This window comes from Microbacterium sp. (genome assembly GCF_031988965.1).
Lineage (GTDB): Bacteria > Actinomycetota > Actinomycetes > Actinomycetales > Microbacteriaceae > Microbacterium.
Window position 1 is genome coordinate 168,926 of sequence record NZ_DALZXX010000001.1, and the last position, 15,212, is coordinate 184,137.

Genomic DNA, 15,212 nt, shown 5'->3' on the forward strand with positions numbered 1-15,212 from the left:
GACGCACCGCGCAGAGGCCTGATCGGGAAGGGGTGCTCAGTCCTCCGCGTCGCGGACCTGAGCGGCCAGAGCCCGCTCGACGTCAGCGAGGTTCTCGAGCACGAGGCGACGCAGTGCCGGAGCCGCACCCTGGTTGGCGGAGAGCCAGGCGCGGGTCGCATCGCGCAGCTCGACGTCGGCGATCGCGGTCGGGAAGAGTCCGACGATCAGGTACTGCGCGATCTGGTACGTCCGCGACTCCCAGATCGGAAGCAGCATGTCGAAGTACGCCGGCACGAACTCGCGCAGCACCTCGGCTCCGGCCGGATGCACGAAACCGAGCGCGGCGGAGCGGACGATCGTGTTCGGAGCATCGTCGCGTTCGATCAGCGATGCCCATGCGGCCCGCTTCGAAGCGACGTCGGGCAGTGCCGCGCGCGCCTGGGCGGCGAACTCCCCACCCTTCGCGGTGTTGTCTGAGGCGAGTGCGGCATCGATCGTCGCAGCATCCGTGGCGCCGATCGTGGCGAGCCCGACGAGGAGCTGCCAGTTCAGATCCGCGTCGATCTCGAGACCGGGAAGCGTCTCCTCACCCGAACGCAGGCGTCCGACGATACCTGCGTGCTCGTGCGTGACCAGCGCGCTCGCGAACGCCGTCACGAACTGCAGCTGGCTGTCACTGCCCGACTCTGCAGCCTCGGCGAGCGACCAGAGTCCGTCTGCGACCTTCTGGCGAGCGGCGAGACGAGCGTCCGGGGCGACGTAGAGTGTCGCGGCTGTGCGCAGCTGCGCGAGGGTCGTGCGGACCGTGGTGGATTCGGTCTCACGGCCGATGTTGCCGAGCACGAGGTCGATGTAGTCGGTTGCGGCGGTCTCGGCGTCGCGGGTCTGATCCCACGCGGCGCCCCACACGAGGGAGCGGGCGAGGGGATCGCTGATGTCGGCGAGGTGGGCGATCGCGGTGGCGAGCGAGCGCTCGTCGAGACGGATCTTCGCGTAGGCGAGGTCGTTGTCGTTGAGGAGCACGAGGTCGGGGCGCTTGTGGCCGTGCAGCTCGGGGATCTCGGTGCGGTCGCCGTCGACGTCGACCTCGGCGTAGTGGGTGCGCACCAGCGCGCCGTCGGTGAGGGTGTAGAACCCGATGCCGAGGCGATGGGGTCGGATCGTCGGGTAGTCGGCGGGTGCCGTCTGTGTGACCGCGAAGCGCGAGATCGTGCCGTCGGAGTCCTCCGCGATGACCGGCTCGAGCGTGTTGACGCCTGCGGTCTCGAGCCACTTCTTCGACCACGTGCTGAGGTCGCGGCCACTGGTGGCCTCGAGCTCGACCAGGAGGTCGCTGAGTTCGGTGTTGCCCCAGGAATGCTTCTGGAAGTACTGCGAGACGCCCGCGAAGAACTCCTCGATGCCCACCCAGGCGGCGAGCTGCTTGAGGACGGAGCCGCCCTTCGCGTAGGTGATGCCGTCGAAGTTGACCTGCACGTCTTCGAGATCGTTGATCTCGGCGACGATCGGGTGCGTGGAGGGCAGCTGGTCCTGGCGATAGGCCCAGGTCTTCTCCATGGCGTTGAACGTGGTCCATGCCTCGGTCCACTCGGTGGCCTCGGCGGTGGCGATGGTCGACGCCCACTCGGCGAACGACTCGTTCAGCCAGAGGTCGTTCCACCACTTCATCGTGACGAGGTCGCCGAACCACATGTGCGCGAGCTCGTGCAGGATGGTGACGACGCGACGCTCCTTGACGGCGTCGGTGACCTTGCTGCGGAACACGTAGCTCTCGGTGAAGGTCACCGCGCCCGCGTTCTCCATGGCTCCCGCGTTGAATTCGGGGACGAACAGCTGGTCGTACTTCGCGAACGGGTACGGCACACCGAACTTCGACTCGTAGTAGGCGAAGCCTTCGCGCGTCTTGTCGAAGATGTAGTCGGCGTCGAGGTGCTGCCAGAGGCTCTTGCGCCCATAGACGCCGAGCGGGATGACCCGACCGGATGCGCTCGTGAGCTCCGAGAATGTGGACTCGTAGGGGCCCGCGACGAGGGCCGTGATGTACGACGAGATGCGCGGAGTGGGCTCGAAGCCCCACGTGGCGACGGTGTGGTCGTCGTGCACGATCGGCTCGGGCGTGGGGGAGTTGGAGACGACCTTCCAGGATGCCGGTGCCGTCACCGTGAACTGGAACGTCGCCTTGAGGTCGGGCTGCTCGAACACAGCGAACACGCGACGGGAGTCGGGGACCTCGAACTGCGAATAGAGGTACACCTCGCCGTCGACAGGGTCGACGAAGCGGTGCAGTCCCTCGCCGGTGTTCGTGTACTCGCAGTCGGCGTCGACGACCAGGACGTTCTCGGCCTGCAGGCCGGACAGCGCGATGCGCGAGTCGGCGAAGACCTCGTCGGGGTCGAGCTGCTCGCCGTTGAGCGAGATCTCACGGACCTCGCGGGCGATCAGGTCGATGAAGGTGGAGCCATCGGGGGTGGCGGTGAAGCGCACGACGCTGCGCGAGCCGAAGACCTCTGCGCCCTTCGTCAGATCGAGCGAGACCTCGTACGACTGGGTGTCGATGACGTCGCGGCGCTCCTGCGCTTCGAGGCGGGTGAGATTCTCTCCAGGCACAGCTTTACTCCCAGGGGTGAGGGGATGCTGCCGCAACCCAGCGCAGTTGGCGCCCACGGCAACCATGACAGCCTACGCCAGCACGACGACCTGTCCCACTCTCGAGAGGTGGGATGATGGGACGGTGACCGCGATCGAGCCGAACACCGTACTCTTTGCCTCTCCCGCCGCCGCCTCCGGTGCGCCCTATGTGACGACGCCCACGGCGTACGACGGCATCCTCCTCGCCGGGTTCGGCGGACCCGAAGGGCAGGACGATGTGATCCCGTTCCTGCGCAACGTCACCCGCGGGCGCGGCATCCCGGACGAGCGTCTCGAAGAGGTCGCGCACCACTACCGTCACTTCGGCGGCGTGAGCCCGATCAACGGCCAGAACCGCATCCTCAAGGAGGCTCTGGAGGGCGAACTCGCGCGCCGCGGCATCGACCTGCCCGTGTACTGGGGCAATCGCAACTGGAGCCCGTACCTCGAGGAGGTCGTCACCGAGGCGGCCGCCGACGGACGCACCACGCTGCTCGCCTTCGCGACGAGTGCGTACAGCTCGTTCTCGAGCTGCCGTCAGTACCGCGAGGATTTCGCACGCGTGCTCGAGGAGACGAAGCTCGGGGACACGGTCACGATCGACAAGATCCGCCCGTTCTACGACCACCCGGGCTTCGTCGAGTCGTTCGAGACCGGGGTGCGAGAGGCGATCGAGAGGTTCCTCGATCAGGGCATCGCCGCCGCGGACATCCAGATCCTCTTCTCCACGCACAGCATCCCCACTGCCGATGCCGAGCGCTCGGGTTCTCGGGAGATCGAGTGGGGAGAGGGTGGCGCCTACGCCGCTCAGCATCTCGCCGTGGCCGCCTGGGTCATGGATCGCGTCCGCGAGAGCATCCCCGCTGCCGCCGATGTCTCGTGGGAGCTGGTCTACCAGTCGCGTTCCGGCCCCGCGTCGCAGCCGTGGCTCGAGCCCGACGTCTGCGACGTGATCGGAGAGCTGCCCGAGCGTGGACGGAAGGCCGTAGCCGTCGTTCCCGTCGGTTTCATGAGCGATCACATGGAGGTCCTGTGGGACCTCGACACCGAGGCGGCGGAAGCGGCGGAGGAAGCCGGCCTGGCGTTCACGCGGACACCCACGCCCGGGGTCGCACCGTCGTTCGTCACCGGGATCGTCGATCTGATCGTCGAGCGGCTCGAAGGACGCCCCAACGAGGAGCGCCCCCACGTGACTCCGCTGCCGGGTGCCTTCGACGTGTGCCGTCCCGGATGCTGCGAGAACGTGCGCGCCGGTTTCAAGCCTGCCGCCGCCGGCGTCGCTCCGTGATCACCCACTGACCTCACGCGCTTCTAGGATGGATGCCATGCGCATCCACCTCGCCACCGATCACGCAGGACTCGACTTCTCCACCCGGCTGCAGGAGCATCTTCGCAGCGCGGGTCATGAGGTCATCGATCACGGTCCGGTGGAGTACGACGCGCTCGACGACTATCCGGCCTTCTGCATCCGCGCGGCTCAGGCTGTGGTCGCCGATCAGCGTGACGGCGCGGACGCGCTCGGTGTCGTCTTCGGCGGATCGGGCAACGGCGAGCAGATCGCTGCGAACAAGGTCGAGGGGATCCGCGCCGCGCTGGTGTGGAACACCTCGACGGCTGAGCTCGCTCGCGAGCACAACGACGCGAACGTGATCTCCATCGGGGCTCGCCAGCACGCGTTCGACGAGGTCACCTCGTTCATCGACACCTTCATCTCGACGCCGTTCTCGCATGACGAGCGCCACGTGCGTCGCATCGGCCAGATCGCGGACTTCGAACGCGACGGTTCGCTTCTTCCGGATCCGCGGGCCTGACATGCCCGAGGGGCATTCCGTCCACCGCATCGCGCGTCAGTTCGAGCGGAACTTCGTCGGCAAGACGATGAGCGCGTCGAGTCCTCAGGGTCGATTCGCCGAGGGCGCGGCCGTCCTCGACGGTCGCGAGGCGCTCAGCGTCCAGGCGGTCGGCAAGCAGATGTTCCTCGAAGCCGAGGGCGACCTCTGGCTGCGCGTGCACCTCGGCCTCTACGGGGCGTGGGATTTCGCCGGAGAGATCCTGGTGGACCCCACGATCGCATCCGCGAACGGCCGTATGGGTCAGACGAATCAGCGCGGAACGCTCGTCGACGAGGCGATCCTCGATGACGCGGGGGAGAACTCCCTCGCCTCCATCGGTGCGCCCCGGCGCACCCGCGTGCACGTGCGCATGTCCGAGCAGACGAAGGGCCTTGCTGACGAGGGCATGGAGTGGCCGCCCCCCGTGGTCGGTCAGGTGCGGCTGCGTCTGATGACTGACATCACGGCGGCCGACCTGCGCGGACCGACGGCCTGTGTGCTGCAGACGCCGGAGGAGATGCTCGCCAGCGTCGCGAAGCTCGGCCCGGATCCGCTCGTGGGTGATCCGGTGCAGAACGAGGACCGCTTCGTTCAGGCCGTGCTCAAGAAGCAGACGGTGATCGCGCTGCTGCTGATGGATCAGGCGGTCGTCAGCGGAATCGGGAACGTCTACCGCGCCGAGATGCTCTTCCGCCAGCGCCTCAACCCCCATACGCCGGGTCGCGATGTGCCCGAGGACGTCGTCCGCGCACTGTGGGACGACTGGGTGCGGCTGTTGGCCATCGGAGTGGAGACCGGTCAGATGATGACCATGGACGACCTCTCGCCCGACCAGTACCGTGCGGCGATGGCGAGTCGCGACGACCGTCATTGGGTCTACCACCGCGCAGGACTTCCGTGCCGTGTCTGCGGCACGGAGATCGCACTCGAGGAGATCGGCGCACGCAAGCTGTACTGGTGTCCGCGATGCCAGGCGTGAACCGTCGGCCATAGGCTGGGAGAATGCGTCAGAACCCCAGCTTCACGCTCGCTGATGTCGACGAGATCCGTCGTGTGATCGACGGGAATCCGTGGGCGACTATCGTCAGCGACGGCCCCGACGGACTCGTCTCCTCGCACTATGTGGCGCTGCTCGACGATGATCGTGACGACCTCACGATCGTGGGTCATGTCGGTCGGCCCGATGACCGGATCCACGGTATGGGAGAGCGCGAGCTGCTCGTCGTCTTCCAGGGACCTCATGGCTACATCTCGCCGGGCTGGTACGGCGATGTGCAGGCCGTCCCGACGTGGAACTACACCGCCGTGCACCTCGCGGGCGTGCCAGAGATCCTCAGCGATGAGGAGAACCTCGCCGTCCTCGACCGACTCGTCGACCGATTCGAAGGGCGGATGCCGGAGCCGCGGCGCATGTGGGAGCGTCCGAACGACCCGGCGTTCGTCACCCGTCTCGCCTCGGGGACGGTGGGCTTCCGACTCACCCCGACGCGGGTGGTCGCGAAGCGGAAGCTCAGCCAGAACAAGCCGGCCGAGACGATCGAGACGGTCATCGCCGAGCTCGAGGGCGACGGCCCCTATGCGCAGCCCGAGCTTGCCGCAGAGATGAGGCGCGCCCAGCAGGCGCGCGCCGGAGGGAACAGGTGAGCGGAATCGACAGCCGTATCGGCACCATCACTGCCGTGCGAATCGCCGGGCCTGGACGAGAGTTCCTGATCGACGACGAACCGGTCGACATCTTCATCGACGACGGCCGGATCAGCGACATCGCTCCGACGGGCGCGATCCCGTGGCGGGGAGAGGTTCTCGAAGGCAACGGCGCCTGGGTGGTGCCTGGGCTCTGGGACAACCACGTGCACACGGTGCAGTGGGCGCTCGCGACCGAGCGTGTCGCGCTGGGCGGAGCGTCCTCAGCGGCGGAGGCCGCTGCGATCATGACCGCGGCGGCACCGCTGGCTGACGGACGCAGGGTCGGCAGTGGATTCCGCGACGCGATGTGGCCGGATGCGCCGAGTCTCGCGCTCCTCGACGGAGCCACCGGCTCGACACCCACCTACCTCATCAATGCCGACGTGCACAGCACGTGGCTGAACACCGCGGCTCTTCAGCTCGAGGGGTTCGCGAGCCCGGACGGCATGCTCCGTGAGGAGGACGCGTTCGAGATCTCTCGTCGACTGAACGCCGTGGACCCGGCGCGCGGAGACGCCGCCGTGATCGCGGCGGGACAGCGTGCGGCATCGAGAGGCGTCACAGGCCTCGTCGACTTCGACATGGCCTGGAACGCCGACGCCTGGCCACGCCGAGTCGCCGCGGGTTTCGCATCGCACCGCGTCGAGTTCGCGGTCTACCCGTTCGACCTCGAGCGCGCGATCGCTGCGGGGCTGCGCACCGGTGAGCTGCATGAAGATCCGCGCGTCCCGGATGCCGGTCGCGGCCTGGTGCACGTCGGTCCGCTGAAGATCATCAGCGACGGCTCGCTGGGAACCCGTACGGCAGCCTGTTCGCACTCCTATCCGGGTGACCCCGAGAATTTCGGCGTACTCACCGTCCCTCCTGCCGAGCTCACCGAATTGCTGACTGTCGCGACGGGGGCCGGTCTGGCAGTCGCCGTCCACGCGATCGGCGATCGAGCGGTCACCGGCGCGCTCGACGCCTTCACGGTCTCGGGCGCGGTGGGCACGATCGAGCACGCTCAGCTCGTGCGGCACGCCGATCTGGCTCGGTTCGGTCGTCTCGGTGTCGTCGCCAGCGTGCAGCCCCAGCATGCTCTCGACGACCGCGATCTGGTGGGTAGGCACTGGGCGGGGCAGACATCGATCGGGTACCCGCTGGGTGCGCTTCGCGATGCCGGGGTCGAGCTGAGGTTCGGCTCTGATGCTCCCGTCGCGCCGCTGGATCCCTGGCAGGCGATCGCCGCTGCGGTGACGCGGACCGACGACGACCGTGAACCTTGGCATCCCGAAGAGCGCCTGACGCGCGAGCAGGCGCTCCGTGCCAGCGTGCGCACCGCCCTGCGACCCGGGGAGGTCGCCGACATCGTGCTGTGCGGTCTCGACCCGATGGCCGCAACGGGGGCGGGGCTCCGGGCGATGCCGGTTCTCGCCACACTCGTGTCCGGGCGACTCACCCACGGCGTCTGACGTCGGATGCGCACGACTGAGGGCACCGGGAGAACCCCGGTGCCCTCAGTCAGTGGTGGAACTGCTTATGCGGCGATGTGCGACACGAGGAACCAACGGTCCTTCTCGAGGCCGCGCACGATCTCGATCGCGACGTCCTGGCTCGTCAGGTCGACCTCGTCGAGGCCGTCGATCGCTGCCTTGGCGTCGACCAGGATCGTGTCGATGTCGGCGATGACGGCGCGAACGAGCTCGTCGGACTGAGTGAAACCGGCGGGTACCGCGGTGGCACCGCCCTTCGTGGCGACGGCGCTGATGCGCGCATCGATCGGCAGACCCAGGGCGACGATACGCTCTGCGGCGGTGTCGGCGAAGTCGCCGGCGTGGGCGACGATCGTGTCGAGCAGCTCGTGCACGCCGACGAAGTTGGCTCCGCGGACATGCCAGTGCGCCTGCTTGCCGTTGACGGTCAGCGCCTGCAGACCGAGAACGACGGGGGAGAGGAACTGGGCTGCAGCGGCTGCCACGGTCGGGTCGCTCGAGGTGGTGGAAACGGTCTGTGCCTTGCTCATCTTGGCTCCTCCAAGTGGTGTGCTTCGTGCCTGATGATGACAACGCTACTCAGCCTGGAACATTCCGCAAGCAAGCGAAGGCTCGGCTTAGTGCCCCGGAATCACGCGGAAAAACCGGGTGGTGAGGATAGTCTCACCTCATGAGCATCGCACCAGGGGCATCCGTTCTCGCACTTCCTTCGGCATCGCCTTCGATCCATGATGATGCTTTCATCGCGGATGGTGCGCGGATCGTGGGGGACGTCACCCTCGCGGCCGGCGCGAGCGTCTGGTATAACGCAGTGCTCCGCGGAGATTCGGCCGGTATCCGGATCGGGGTGGCCAGCAATGTGCAGGACAACGTGTCGATCCATGTCGACGTCGAGCATCCGGTGATCGTGGGTGCGAGAGTCTCGATCGGCCATAACGCGGTCGTCCATGGCTGCACGATCGGTGACGGGTCGCTCATCGGAATGGGCGCCGTCGTGCTCAGCGGTGCCGTGATCGGTGCCGGCTGCCTCATCGCGGGCGGGGCTGTCGTGCTCGGGGGGACGGTCGTTCCCGACGGCTCTCTCGTCGCCGGAGTTCCGGCGAAGGTTCGTCGCGCTCTCAGCGACGAGGAGCGTGCCGGGCTGCTTCGGAACGCTGACGTCTATCTCGACCACAAGCGGACCCACGCCGAGGCGGGTTCGATCTGATCCACGAACTGCTCCCGCTAGGCTGGAGTCACGGGGCGGTGGCCAAGCTGGTTAAGGCAGTGGGCTCATAACCCAACGATCGTCGGTTCAAGTCCGACCCGCCCTACTCGTACCGTCGTTCTTCCCGAGGCTCCTCGTCCCGCGGGCGTCGCTCAGGAGAGGACGGGCTCGACCGGTTCGACGGTCTCGAGGTGCTCGGCGATCAGCGTGATCCCTCCGCTGGAGTTGGCCGAATGCGCGAGCTCCTCGATCCAGCGCCGACTCAGCTCCGGTGCGTCGGGCTCGTCGAAGACGAACCGCAGCGGGATCGAGGGGTGCAGCCACACCGTGGAGCGTCCCTGCTGGTCGCCGTCCTGATGCTGCCACGAGAGTGTGAAGCTCTCGTTCCGACGCAGCTTGGTCGCGACGACCACCTTGAGGTGTGCGAGCGCCCGGTCCTCGATCGAGATCGGGGCGGAGGCGCCGTAATACAGAGAACCCATGGTCGGAATCTACGGCGTCGGCGTAGTGCAGGCGCGCCGACGGCGGGCGACGCGCGCACCAGACGAACATCCTGTTCGCGTGGTGTCATCGACGATGTCTGCCGGCGGTCGCAGAGGGGAGCACGCCGAACGCGTCACGATACGCCGCAGCGAAGCGCGAGGGGTGGGAGAAACCCCAGCGCCGCGCGACAGCGGCGACCGAGGTCGGCACTCCGGAACGCAGCTCGCGATGAGCGCCGTCGAGGCGCGCCTGGCGAAGACACTCGGCCGGCGTGACGTCGAGCGCACGGCGGAACGCGTACTGGAGCCCTCTCGTCGAGATGTGTACCGATGCGGCGATGTCGTCGACGGTGATCGGAAGGTGCGCATTCTCGTCGATGTATGCAAGGGCTCGTCGGACCGTCGCGGGTGCCGGCGCAGTCTGAACCGGTCGGTGCCGGCCCTGCGACATCGTGGTCGCGAAGGTCGACAACGTGGTCACGCCGGCGTGCCTGGCGTACTCGGCCCGCAGCACTCCATCGTCGTCGCTCAGCGTCGAAACGTTGGCCTCGAGGTAGGAGAACATCCGATTCCATCGCGCGGCCGCCTCGGCCGAGTGCGGTGAGAGATCCGAGACGTGCAGAGACAGGGTCTCGTCACCGCTGATCTGCCGGGCGATGCGCTGCAGTTCCTCGCGTTCGAAGATCAGAGCCGTGACCCGAGCGCCCTGCTCCCAGCGCGCGTGCACGCTGGGGCCGTCGGAGAGCCATGGCCTCGTCGCATCGAGATCATCGCGATCGGACCACACCCGTGCATCCGGGCCGTCGACGCGACAGGCGAGGAACTGGTCCTGCGGCTCTGCGGTGGACAGCACCTCCGCGGCGAGGTCGTAGCGCACGAGATTCGCACCGCCGAGGTCTGCCGAATGCCAGTCGAAGAGGAATCGGTGCGGATCGACGTCATGCAGAACGGCCGAGGGCACGAACTGCTTCCAGGTGCTCTCGACACGGGTCACGTCGCGAGTACGGAACCTCATCTTCGCTGTCTTTCTCCTTCGTCGCGGGGCGGCCGCACCGGCCACGTCCCGTCGAGTCGATCTTCGGGATCCAACCGGCCGATCCTGATGAAATATTCGGTCAGGCTCGCCGCCTGCGAGCGTGCCCATCCGACCTGTCGGGTGTGAAGATCGTCGATCGAGTCCGGGAGTGCGTACTGCCGAGCGATCGCCTGGGCGACCCGCCCCGCTGCGACCGCATCCGCGGAGGCGTCGTGGGCGCCTTCCAGGTTCACCGCGTACAGGGCGGCGACGGCTTCGAGAGTTCTCTTGCCGGGCCGATAGCGATCGTACGCCTTGTCGATGACGAGGGGGTCGATGATCGGCTGTGGGTTCTCGAGCCGCGTGACACCGTGGCGACGCGCCTCGTGGTCGAGGAGGGAGAAGTCGTAGGACGCGTTGTAGGCCACGACGGGAACACCCTGTGAGAGCAGGGAGCGGAGAGCGCCGATGATCTCGGTGATCGCGAGCGCCGGCGGCCGTCCGTCTCGACGCGCCTGTGCGGTCGTGATCCCGTGGATCGCGCTCGCTGCTTCGGGAATATCGACTCCGGGGTCCACGAGCCACGTCTTCGAGGCGAGTTCGCGGCCGTCGCCGTCGAGCAGGCCGACGTGTGCGGTGACGATGCGATCGTGATCGACGTCCACTCCCGTCGTCTCGAGATCGAAGACGCCCACGCGCCGAATCCATGAGGGAGCGTCGGGAACCTCGGTCATGGGTTCACGCTAGAGGCTGCCTCCGACATCGCCGTGAAGGCGCACGGTGATCACCCTGAGCGACGCTCGTAGACTGGGGGAATGTCTGTAGCTTCGCCGTACGCCGACCGCCTGAGCCGCCTGCCGGTCGTCCGTCGCGAGGTCGAGGTCAGGGGTGCGGACACCGTCTTCTGGGAGTACGGCCCGGCCGACGCATCCACGACGGTCATCGCCGTGCATGGATTCCGCGGCGACCATCACGGTCTCGAGCCGGTGCTCGCCTTTCTGCCGGAGCTCCGCGTCATCGCGCCGGACCTTCCCGGCTTCGGGGAGTCGGCACCTGTGCCCGGGCGCACCTACGATCTGGACGAGTACGTGGCGTGGCTCACGGAGTTCGCTGCTGCGGTCGCACCCGGGGCAGTGATCCTCGGGCATTCGTTCGGATCCATCGTCACGTCTGCAGCCGTGGCCCGCGGGCTCGCGACACCGCGCCTGATTCTGATCAACCCGATCGGCGCACCGGCTCTCGAAGGGCCGAAGGGGATCATGACCCGCCTCGCGGTCCTCTACTACGCGCTCGGCGCGCGCCTGCCCGAGCGGCTGGGCACCGCTCTGCTGCGCAATCGTCTGATCGTGCGGGTGATGAGCATCACGATGGCGAAGACTTCCGACCCGGAGGTCCGTCGCTTCATCCACGATCAGCACGACACGTACTTCTCGCGATTCGCCGACCGCGACGTCCTGCGCGACGCGTTCGTGGCCAGCGTCTCGCACGACGTGAGCGAGGTGGCCGCGGACATCGGCGTACCCACGCTCCTGATAGCGGCCGCGAACGACGACATCACACCCATCGAGGTCGAGCGGAAGCTCGCCGAGCGGTTCGCCGACGCCTCACTCGTGGAGATCGCCCACGTCGGACATCTCATCCACTACGAGACCCCGGCCGAAGCGGCAGGGGCGATCCGTCGTTTCCTCAGGATTCCCGTCGCGCGACGCCCATGAGTCCGGCCACGCGGAACGGGATGACCTCGCCCATCGCGAGCGACGTCTCGGTCCGCTCGACGCCGTCGACCGAAAGGATGCGCGCGTCGGTGTCGAAGAGGTGGCGCGCATCGCGGCACGCGACGCGCGCCAGGAGGTCGACGGAGCCGCTCAGGCCGTGCGCCTGCACGATCTCGGGGATGCGTGCGAGTTCGTTGATGATGCGCGGGAGCTCGGTCTGGCGGACTCCGATGCTCACGAAAGCCTGGAGCGGGAATCCGAGCACATCGGGGGAGAAGGACCTCTCGTAGGAGAGGAAGACTCCGGTCTCCTCCAGGCGTGCCATTCGGGCCTGGATCGTGTTCCGCGACAGCCCGAGGCTCTCGGCCAGGGCGACGATGGTGATGCGCGGGTCGTCGGCGAGCGCGGCGAGCAATTCCAGATCGATACGGTCAAGTCCGGCCATAGTGCCAAAGAGTAGCAGCGCTTCGTCTGCTTCGATTTGGCAACATGCTCAACGGCTCGTTCATTGCTTGAGCGAGCTGCTGAGCGGACGTACGCTCGAGGTGGCCGGCGATGATGCCGGAAGACGCGTGCGATGCCTCACGAGGGCAGCACGAGCAAGGAGGACGATGATGTCACCGCAGAGCACTCCGATAGTCGACACCGCGCAGGATCTCGAGCTGTCGGAACGCATCCTGGCACCGGACGGGACGCGGATCCCGCACCCGGAACTCGACCCGTACGTGGCCGACGTCGACGCCCCGATGCTGAGGGATCTTCTCCGCGACATGATCGTTCTCCGGCGCATCGATGCCGAGGGCGTCGCTCTGCAGCGTCAGGGGCAGCTCGGGCTCTGGGCTCCCTGCCAGGGCCAGGAGGCGACGCAGATCGGCACCGCTCGCGCCCTCGCCCCGCAGGATTACGTCTTCCCGAGCTATCGGGAGACCGGGGTCATCTACGCCCGCGGAGCGCAGCCCGCCGACTTCGTCCGCATGTGGCGGGGGGAGGAAGGTGCCGGACACGATCCCGCCGCTCTCCGTGTCGCTCCGCTGCAGATCATCATCGGAGCGCAGACCCTGCACGCGGTCGGCTACGCGCTCGGCATCCGGCACGACGGTGCCGACGAGGTCGCCGTCACGTACTTCGGCGACGGCGCGACGAGCCAGGGGGACGTCAACGAGGCGATGGTGTTCGCGTCGTCGTATCGCGCTCCCGTGGTCTTCGTCTGTCAGAACAACCACTGGGCCATCTCGGAGCCCGTCGCTGTGCAGTCGCAGTTCCCGATCGCCGGGCGTGCGCCGGGGTTCGGGATCCCGAGTCTCCGAGTCGACGGCAACGACGTGCTCGCGTGCATGGCTGCGATGCGCTGGGCGTTGGAGCACGCGCGGTCGGGCAAGGGGCCCGCATACATCGAAGCGGTGACATACCGGATGGGGCCGCACACCACCGCGGACGACCCGACCAGATACCGCGGCAGTGACGAGCTCGAGTCGTGGCGTCGTCGCGACCCGATCGTCCGCCTCGAGGCCCATCTGCGGGCCCTCGGCGAGTTGGACGATGATCACGTCGCGGACACGCAGGCGGCGGCCGACGCCATCGCCAAGGAGATGCGTGCGCAGTGCCTCGGCATGGTGACCCGGCCGCCGCTCGCGGTCTTCGACGGGGTGTACGCCGAGCCGCACTCGGGCCTCGAGCGTCAGCGCTCGGAGTATGCCGCGTACCTCGCATCCTTCGACGGGGCGGTCTGAGATGACGGAGCTCACGCTCGGCAAAGCACTCGGAGCAGGGCTCCGCCAGGCGATGCGCGACGATGACAGAGTCGTTCTTCTCGGCGAGGACATCGGAAGGCTCGGCGGGGTGTTCCGCATCACGGACGGGCTGCTCGACGAGTTCGGCGCACAGCGCGTGATCGACACGCCGCTTGCGGAGTCCGGCATCGTCGGCACCGCAGTCGGGCTCGCATTCCGCGGGTATCGTCCCGTCGTCGAGATCCAGTTCGACGGGTTCGTCTACCCGGCTTTCGACCAGGTCGTCGCGCAGGTCGCCAAGCTGCACTACCGCACCCAGGGACGGGTGAAGATGCCGATCACGATCCGAATCCCGTGGGCGGGTGGCATCGGGGCCGCCGAGCACCATTCCGAGTCGCCGGAGGCCTACTTCGTGCACACCGCGGGTCTGCGAGTCATCGCGGTCTCCAATCCCGAGGATGCATACCGGAGCCTCCGTCAGGCGATCGCATCCGACGATCCGGTGATCTTCTTCGAACCCAAGCGTCTCTATCACCACAAGGGTGAGGTCGACCTCGAGGCACCGCTGGCGGATGCTCCACCGATGGGACTCGCGCGCGTCGTGCGCCAGGGGACCGACGTCACGCTCATCACCTACGGAGCGATGACGACCACCGCTCTTCAGGCCGCGGACGCCGCAGAGGACGAGGGGATCTCGTTGGAGGTCATCGATCTGCGCTCGCTGTCGCCCGTCGACTACGACTCGGTGGCGGCGTCCGTGCGGAAGACCGGTCGAGTGGTCGTCGCGCACGAGGCGTCTCGCGAGGCCGGAGTCGCCGCCGAGGTCATCGCCAGTGTCACCGAGCGATGCTTCGAGCACCTCGAGTCCGCGCCGCTTCGAGTGACCGGGCACGATGTGCCGTATCCGCCCGCGAAGCTCGAGAAGTACCACCTGCCCGACCTCGATCGTCTTCTGGACGCGGTCGACCGCGTGCTCGACCGACCGAACAGCCTGACGGGAGCGGACGCATGATCACGGAGTTCCGGCTGCCTGATCTCGGCGAAGGTCTCACAGAGGCAGAGGTGGTGCAGTGGCTGGTCGCGCCGGGCGACAGCGTCGCTCTGAATCAGACGCTCGCCGAGGTCGAGACTGCGAAAGCGATCGTCGAGCTTCCCTCGCCCTACGAGGGAACCGTCTCCACGCTGCACGCCGGCGCGGGTGAGACTGTCGCCGTCGGAGCCCCGTTGATCGCCTTCGAGATCGCGGCCGACGGGTCCGACGATGAGGTCATGGACACGGGGCGCGCCGATGGCGCCAAGGCCGAGCCGAATCTCGTCGGGTACGGTGCAGCTCCGACCTCGGCGGCGCGACCCGCTCGTCGAGCGCGACGGTTCGGTGGCGCACCGCGGGTACAGGACACCGCGGTGCTCGAGGCAGCCCCACACGATGCGGCCCCGACGCCGAGCGTCGATCTCGTGGTCGA

Annotated in this window: 15 protein-coding genes, 1 tRNA gene and 1 pseudogene; 11 read left to right on the forward strand and 6 right to left on the reverse strand. The window is 67.6% G+C overall.

Annotation, left to right across the window (positions count from 1 at the left end):
- Nucleotides 1–36: 36 nt before the first annotated feature.
- A complete protein-coding gene (gene pepN / locus RTM68_RS00890; protein ID WP_312167487.1) occupies nt 37–2,589 on the reverse strand; it encodes an aminopeptidase N in 2,553 nt (850 codons plus the stop codon).
- A gap of 124 nt (nt 2,590–2,713) precedes the next feature.
- On the opposite strand from pepN, the gene RTM68_RS00895 reads away from it, so the two are divergent.
- From RTM68_RS00895 to RTM68_RS00915, 5 genes are read left to right on the forward strand one after another with little or no spacing between them, the layout of a single operon-like run.
- Complete coding sequence (locus tag RTM68_RS00895) at nt 2,714–3,898, forward strand: ferrochelatase (protein ID WP_312167489.1); 1,185 nt, start codon at nt 2,714–2,716, stop codon at nt 3,896–3,898.
- A gap of 37 nt (nt 3,899–3,935) precedes the next feature.
- Nucleotides 3,936–4,421: a ribose-5-phosphate isomerase gene (locus RTM68_RS00900; RefSeq protein ID WP_312167491.1), complete on the forward strand. Its 486-nt coding sequence runs from the start codon at nt 3,936–3,938 to the stop codon at nt 4,419–4,421.
- Between the two features lies 1 nt (nt 4,422).
- A complete protein-coding gene (locus RTM68_RS00905; RefSeq protein ID WP_312167493.1) occupies nt 4,423–5,421 on the forward strand; it encodes a DNA-formamidopyrimidine glycosylase family protein in 999 nt (332 codons plus the stop codon).
- Between the two features lie 23 nt (nt 5,422–5,444).
- On the forward strand, nt 5,445–6,086 hold the full coding sequence (locus RTM68_RS00910) for an FMN-binding negative transcriptional regulator (RefSeq protein WP_312167495.1): 642 nt from the start codon (nt 5,445–5,447) through the stop codon (nt 6,084–6,086).
- Nucleotides 6,083–7,579 (forward strand): amidohydrolase, encoded by a 1,497-nt coding sequence (locus tag RTM68_RS00915; protein ID WP_396654165.1) that lies wholly within the window; start codon nt 6,083–6,085, stop codon nt 7,577–7,579. The genes RTM68_RS00910 and RTM68_RS00915 overlap by 4 nt, the downstream gene beginning before the upstream one ends.
- Nucleotides 7,580–7,644: 65 nt before the next feature.
- On the opposite strand, the gene RTM68_RS00920 is transcribed toward RTM68_RS00915, so the two are convergent.
- The gene (locus RTM68_RS00920) at nt 7,645–8,130 is read right to left on the reverse strand and encodes a Dps family protein (RefSeq protein WP_194763835.1); all 486 of its coding nucleotides are present in this window, start codon (nt 8,128–8,130) and stop codon (nt 7,645–7,647) included.
- A gap of 140 nt (nt 8,131–8,270) precedes the next feature.
- Between RTM68_RS00920 and RTM68_RS00925 the strand changes: the two genes are divergently transcribed.
- On the forward strand, nt 8,271–8,807 hold the full coding sequence (locus tag RTM68_RS00925) for a gamma carbonic anhydrase family protein (RefSeq protein ID WP_312167496.1): 537 nt from the start codon (nt 8,271–8,273) through the stop codon (nt 8,805–8,807).
- 32 nt (nt 8,808–8,839) lie between these two features.
- Nucleotides 8,840–8,913, forward strand: a tRNA-Ile gene (locus tag RTM68_RS00930).
- Between the two features lie 46 nt (nt 8,914–8,959).
- Here the strand turns inward: RTM68_RS00930 and RTM68_RS00935 are convergent.
- The 3 genes from RTM68_RS00935 to RTM68_RS00945 form a co-directional block, all read right to left on the reverse strand.
- A complete protein-coding gene (locus RTM68_RS00935) occupies nt 8,960–9,289 on the reverse strand; it encodes a hypothetical protein (RefSeq protein ID WP_312167497.1) in 330 nt (109 codons plus the stop codon).
- An 85-nt stretch (nt 9,290–9,374) separates the two neighbouring features.
- The gene (locus tag RTM68_RS00940) at nt 9,375–10,304 is read right to left on the reverse strand and encodes an AraC family transcriptional regulator (protein ID WP_312167499.1); all 930 of its coding nucleotides are present in this window, start codon (nt 10,302–10,304) and stop codon (nt 9,375–9,377) included.
- Nucleotides 10,301–11,038, reverse strand: coding sequence for an exonuclease domain-containing protein (locus tag RTM68_RS00945; RefSeq protein ID WP_312167500.1), 738 nt, complete (start codon nt 11,036–11,038; stop codon nt 10,301–10,303). The genes RTM68_RS00940 and RTM68_RS00945 overlap by 4 nt, the downstream gene beginning before the upstream one ends.
- An 81-nt stretch (nt 11,039–11,119) precedes the next feature.
- On the opposite strand from RTM68_RS00945, the gene RTM68_RS00950 reads away from it, so the two are divergent.
- Nucleotides 11,120–12,019 (forward strand): alpha/beta hydrolase, encoded by a 900-nt coding sequence (locus tag RTM68_RS00950; protein WP_312167501.1) that lies wholly within the window; start codon nt 11,120–11,122, stop codon nt 12,017–12,019.
- Here the strand turns inward: RTM68_RS00950 and RTM68_RS00955 are convergent.
- Complete coding sequence (locus tag RTM68_RS00955; protein WP_312167503.1) at nt 11,991–12,464, reverse strand: Lrp/AsnC family transcriptional regulator; 474 nt, start codon at nt 12,462–12,464, stop codon at nt 11,991–11,993. The two genes, RTM68_RS00950 and RTM68_RS00955, sit on opposite strands and share 29 nt — an antisense overlap.
- 169 nt (nt 12,465–12,633) lie before the next feature.
- On the opposite strand from RTM68_RS00955, the gene pdhA reads away from it, so the two are divergent.
- The 3 genes and pseudogenes from pdhA to RTM68_RS00970 form a co-directional block, all read left to right on the forward strand.
- Nucleotides 12,634–13,749: a pyruvate dehydrogenase (acetyl-transferring) E1 component subunit alpha gene (gene pdhA, locus RTM68_RS00960; RefSeq protein WP_396654168.1), complete on the forward strand. Its 1,116-nt coding sequence runs from the start codon at nt 12,634–12,636 to the stop codon at nt 13,747–13,749.
- Nucleotide 13,750: 1 nt separating this feature from the next.
- Nucleotides 13,751–14,761 (forward strand): alpha-ketoacid dehydrogenase subunit beta, encoded by a 1,011-nt coding sequence (locus tag RTM68_RS00965; protein ID WP_312167505.1) that lies wholly within the window; start codon nt 13,751–13,753, stop codon nt 14,759–14,761.
- Nucleotides 14,758–15,212: pseudogene (locus tag RTM68_RS00970) on the forward strand (biotin/lipoyl-containing protein); the annotation flags it as partial. The gene RTM68_RS00965 and the pseudogene RTM68_RS00970, both read left to right, overlap by 4 nt.

Bases quoted from the DNA above. Each gene is read 5' to 3' on its own strand.
- RTM68_RS00920 (WP_194763835.1), bottom strand. From the start codon at position 8,130: ATGAGCAAGGCACAGACCGTTTCCACCACCTCGAGCGACCCGACCGTG.
- RTM68_RS00940 (WP_312167499.1), bottom strand. From the start codon at position 10,304: ATGAGGTTCCGTACTCGCGACGTGACCCGTGTCGAGAGCACCTGGAAG.
- RTM68_RS00955 (WP_312167503.1), bottom strand. From the start codon at position 12,464: ATGGCCGGACTTGACCGTATCGATCTGGAATTGCTCGCCGCGCTCGCC.
- RTM68_RS00925 (WP_312167496.1), top strand. From the start codon at position 8,271: ATGAGCATCGCACCAGGGGCATCCGTTCTCGCACTTCCTTCGGCATCG.
- RTM68_RS00935 (WP_312167497.1), bottom strand. From the start codon at position 9,289: ATGGGTTCTCTGTATTACGGCGCCTCCGCCCCGATCTCGATCGAGGAC.
- RTM68_RS00965 (WP_312167505.1), top strand. From the start codon at position 13,751: ATGACGGAGCTCACGCTCGGCAAAGCACTCGGAGCAGGGCTCCGCCAG.
- RTM68_RS00945 (WP_312167500.1), bottom strand. From the start codon at position 11,038: ATGACCGAGGTTCCCGACGCTCCCTCATGGATTCGGCGCGTGGGCGTC.
- RTM68_RS00910 (WP_312167495.1), top strand. From the start codon at position 5,445: ATGCGTCAGAACCCCAGCTTCACGCTCGCTGATGTCGACGAGATCCGT.
- RTM68_RS00950 (WP_312167501.1), top strand. From the start codon at position 11,120: ATGTCTGTAGCTTCGCCGTACGCCGACCGCCTGAGCCGCCTGCCGGTC.
- RTM68_RS00905 (WP_312167493.1), top strand. From the start codon at position 4,423: ATGCCCGAGGGGCATTCCGTCCACCGCATCGCGCGTCAGTTCGAGCGG.
- RTM68_RS00900 (WP_312167491.1), top strand. From the start codon at position 3,936: ATGCGCATCCACCTCGCCACCGATCACGCAGGACTCGACTTCTCCACC.
- pdhA (WP_396654168.1), top strand. From the start codon at position 12,634: ATGTCACCGCAGAGCACTCCGATAGTCGACACCGCGCAGGATCTCGAG.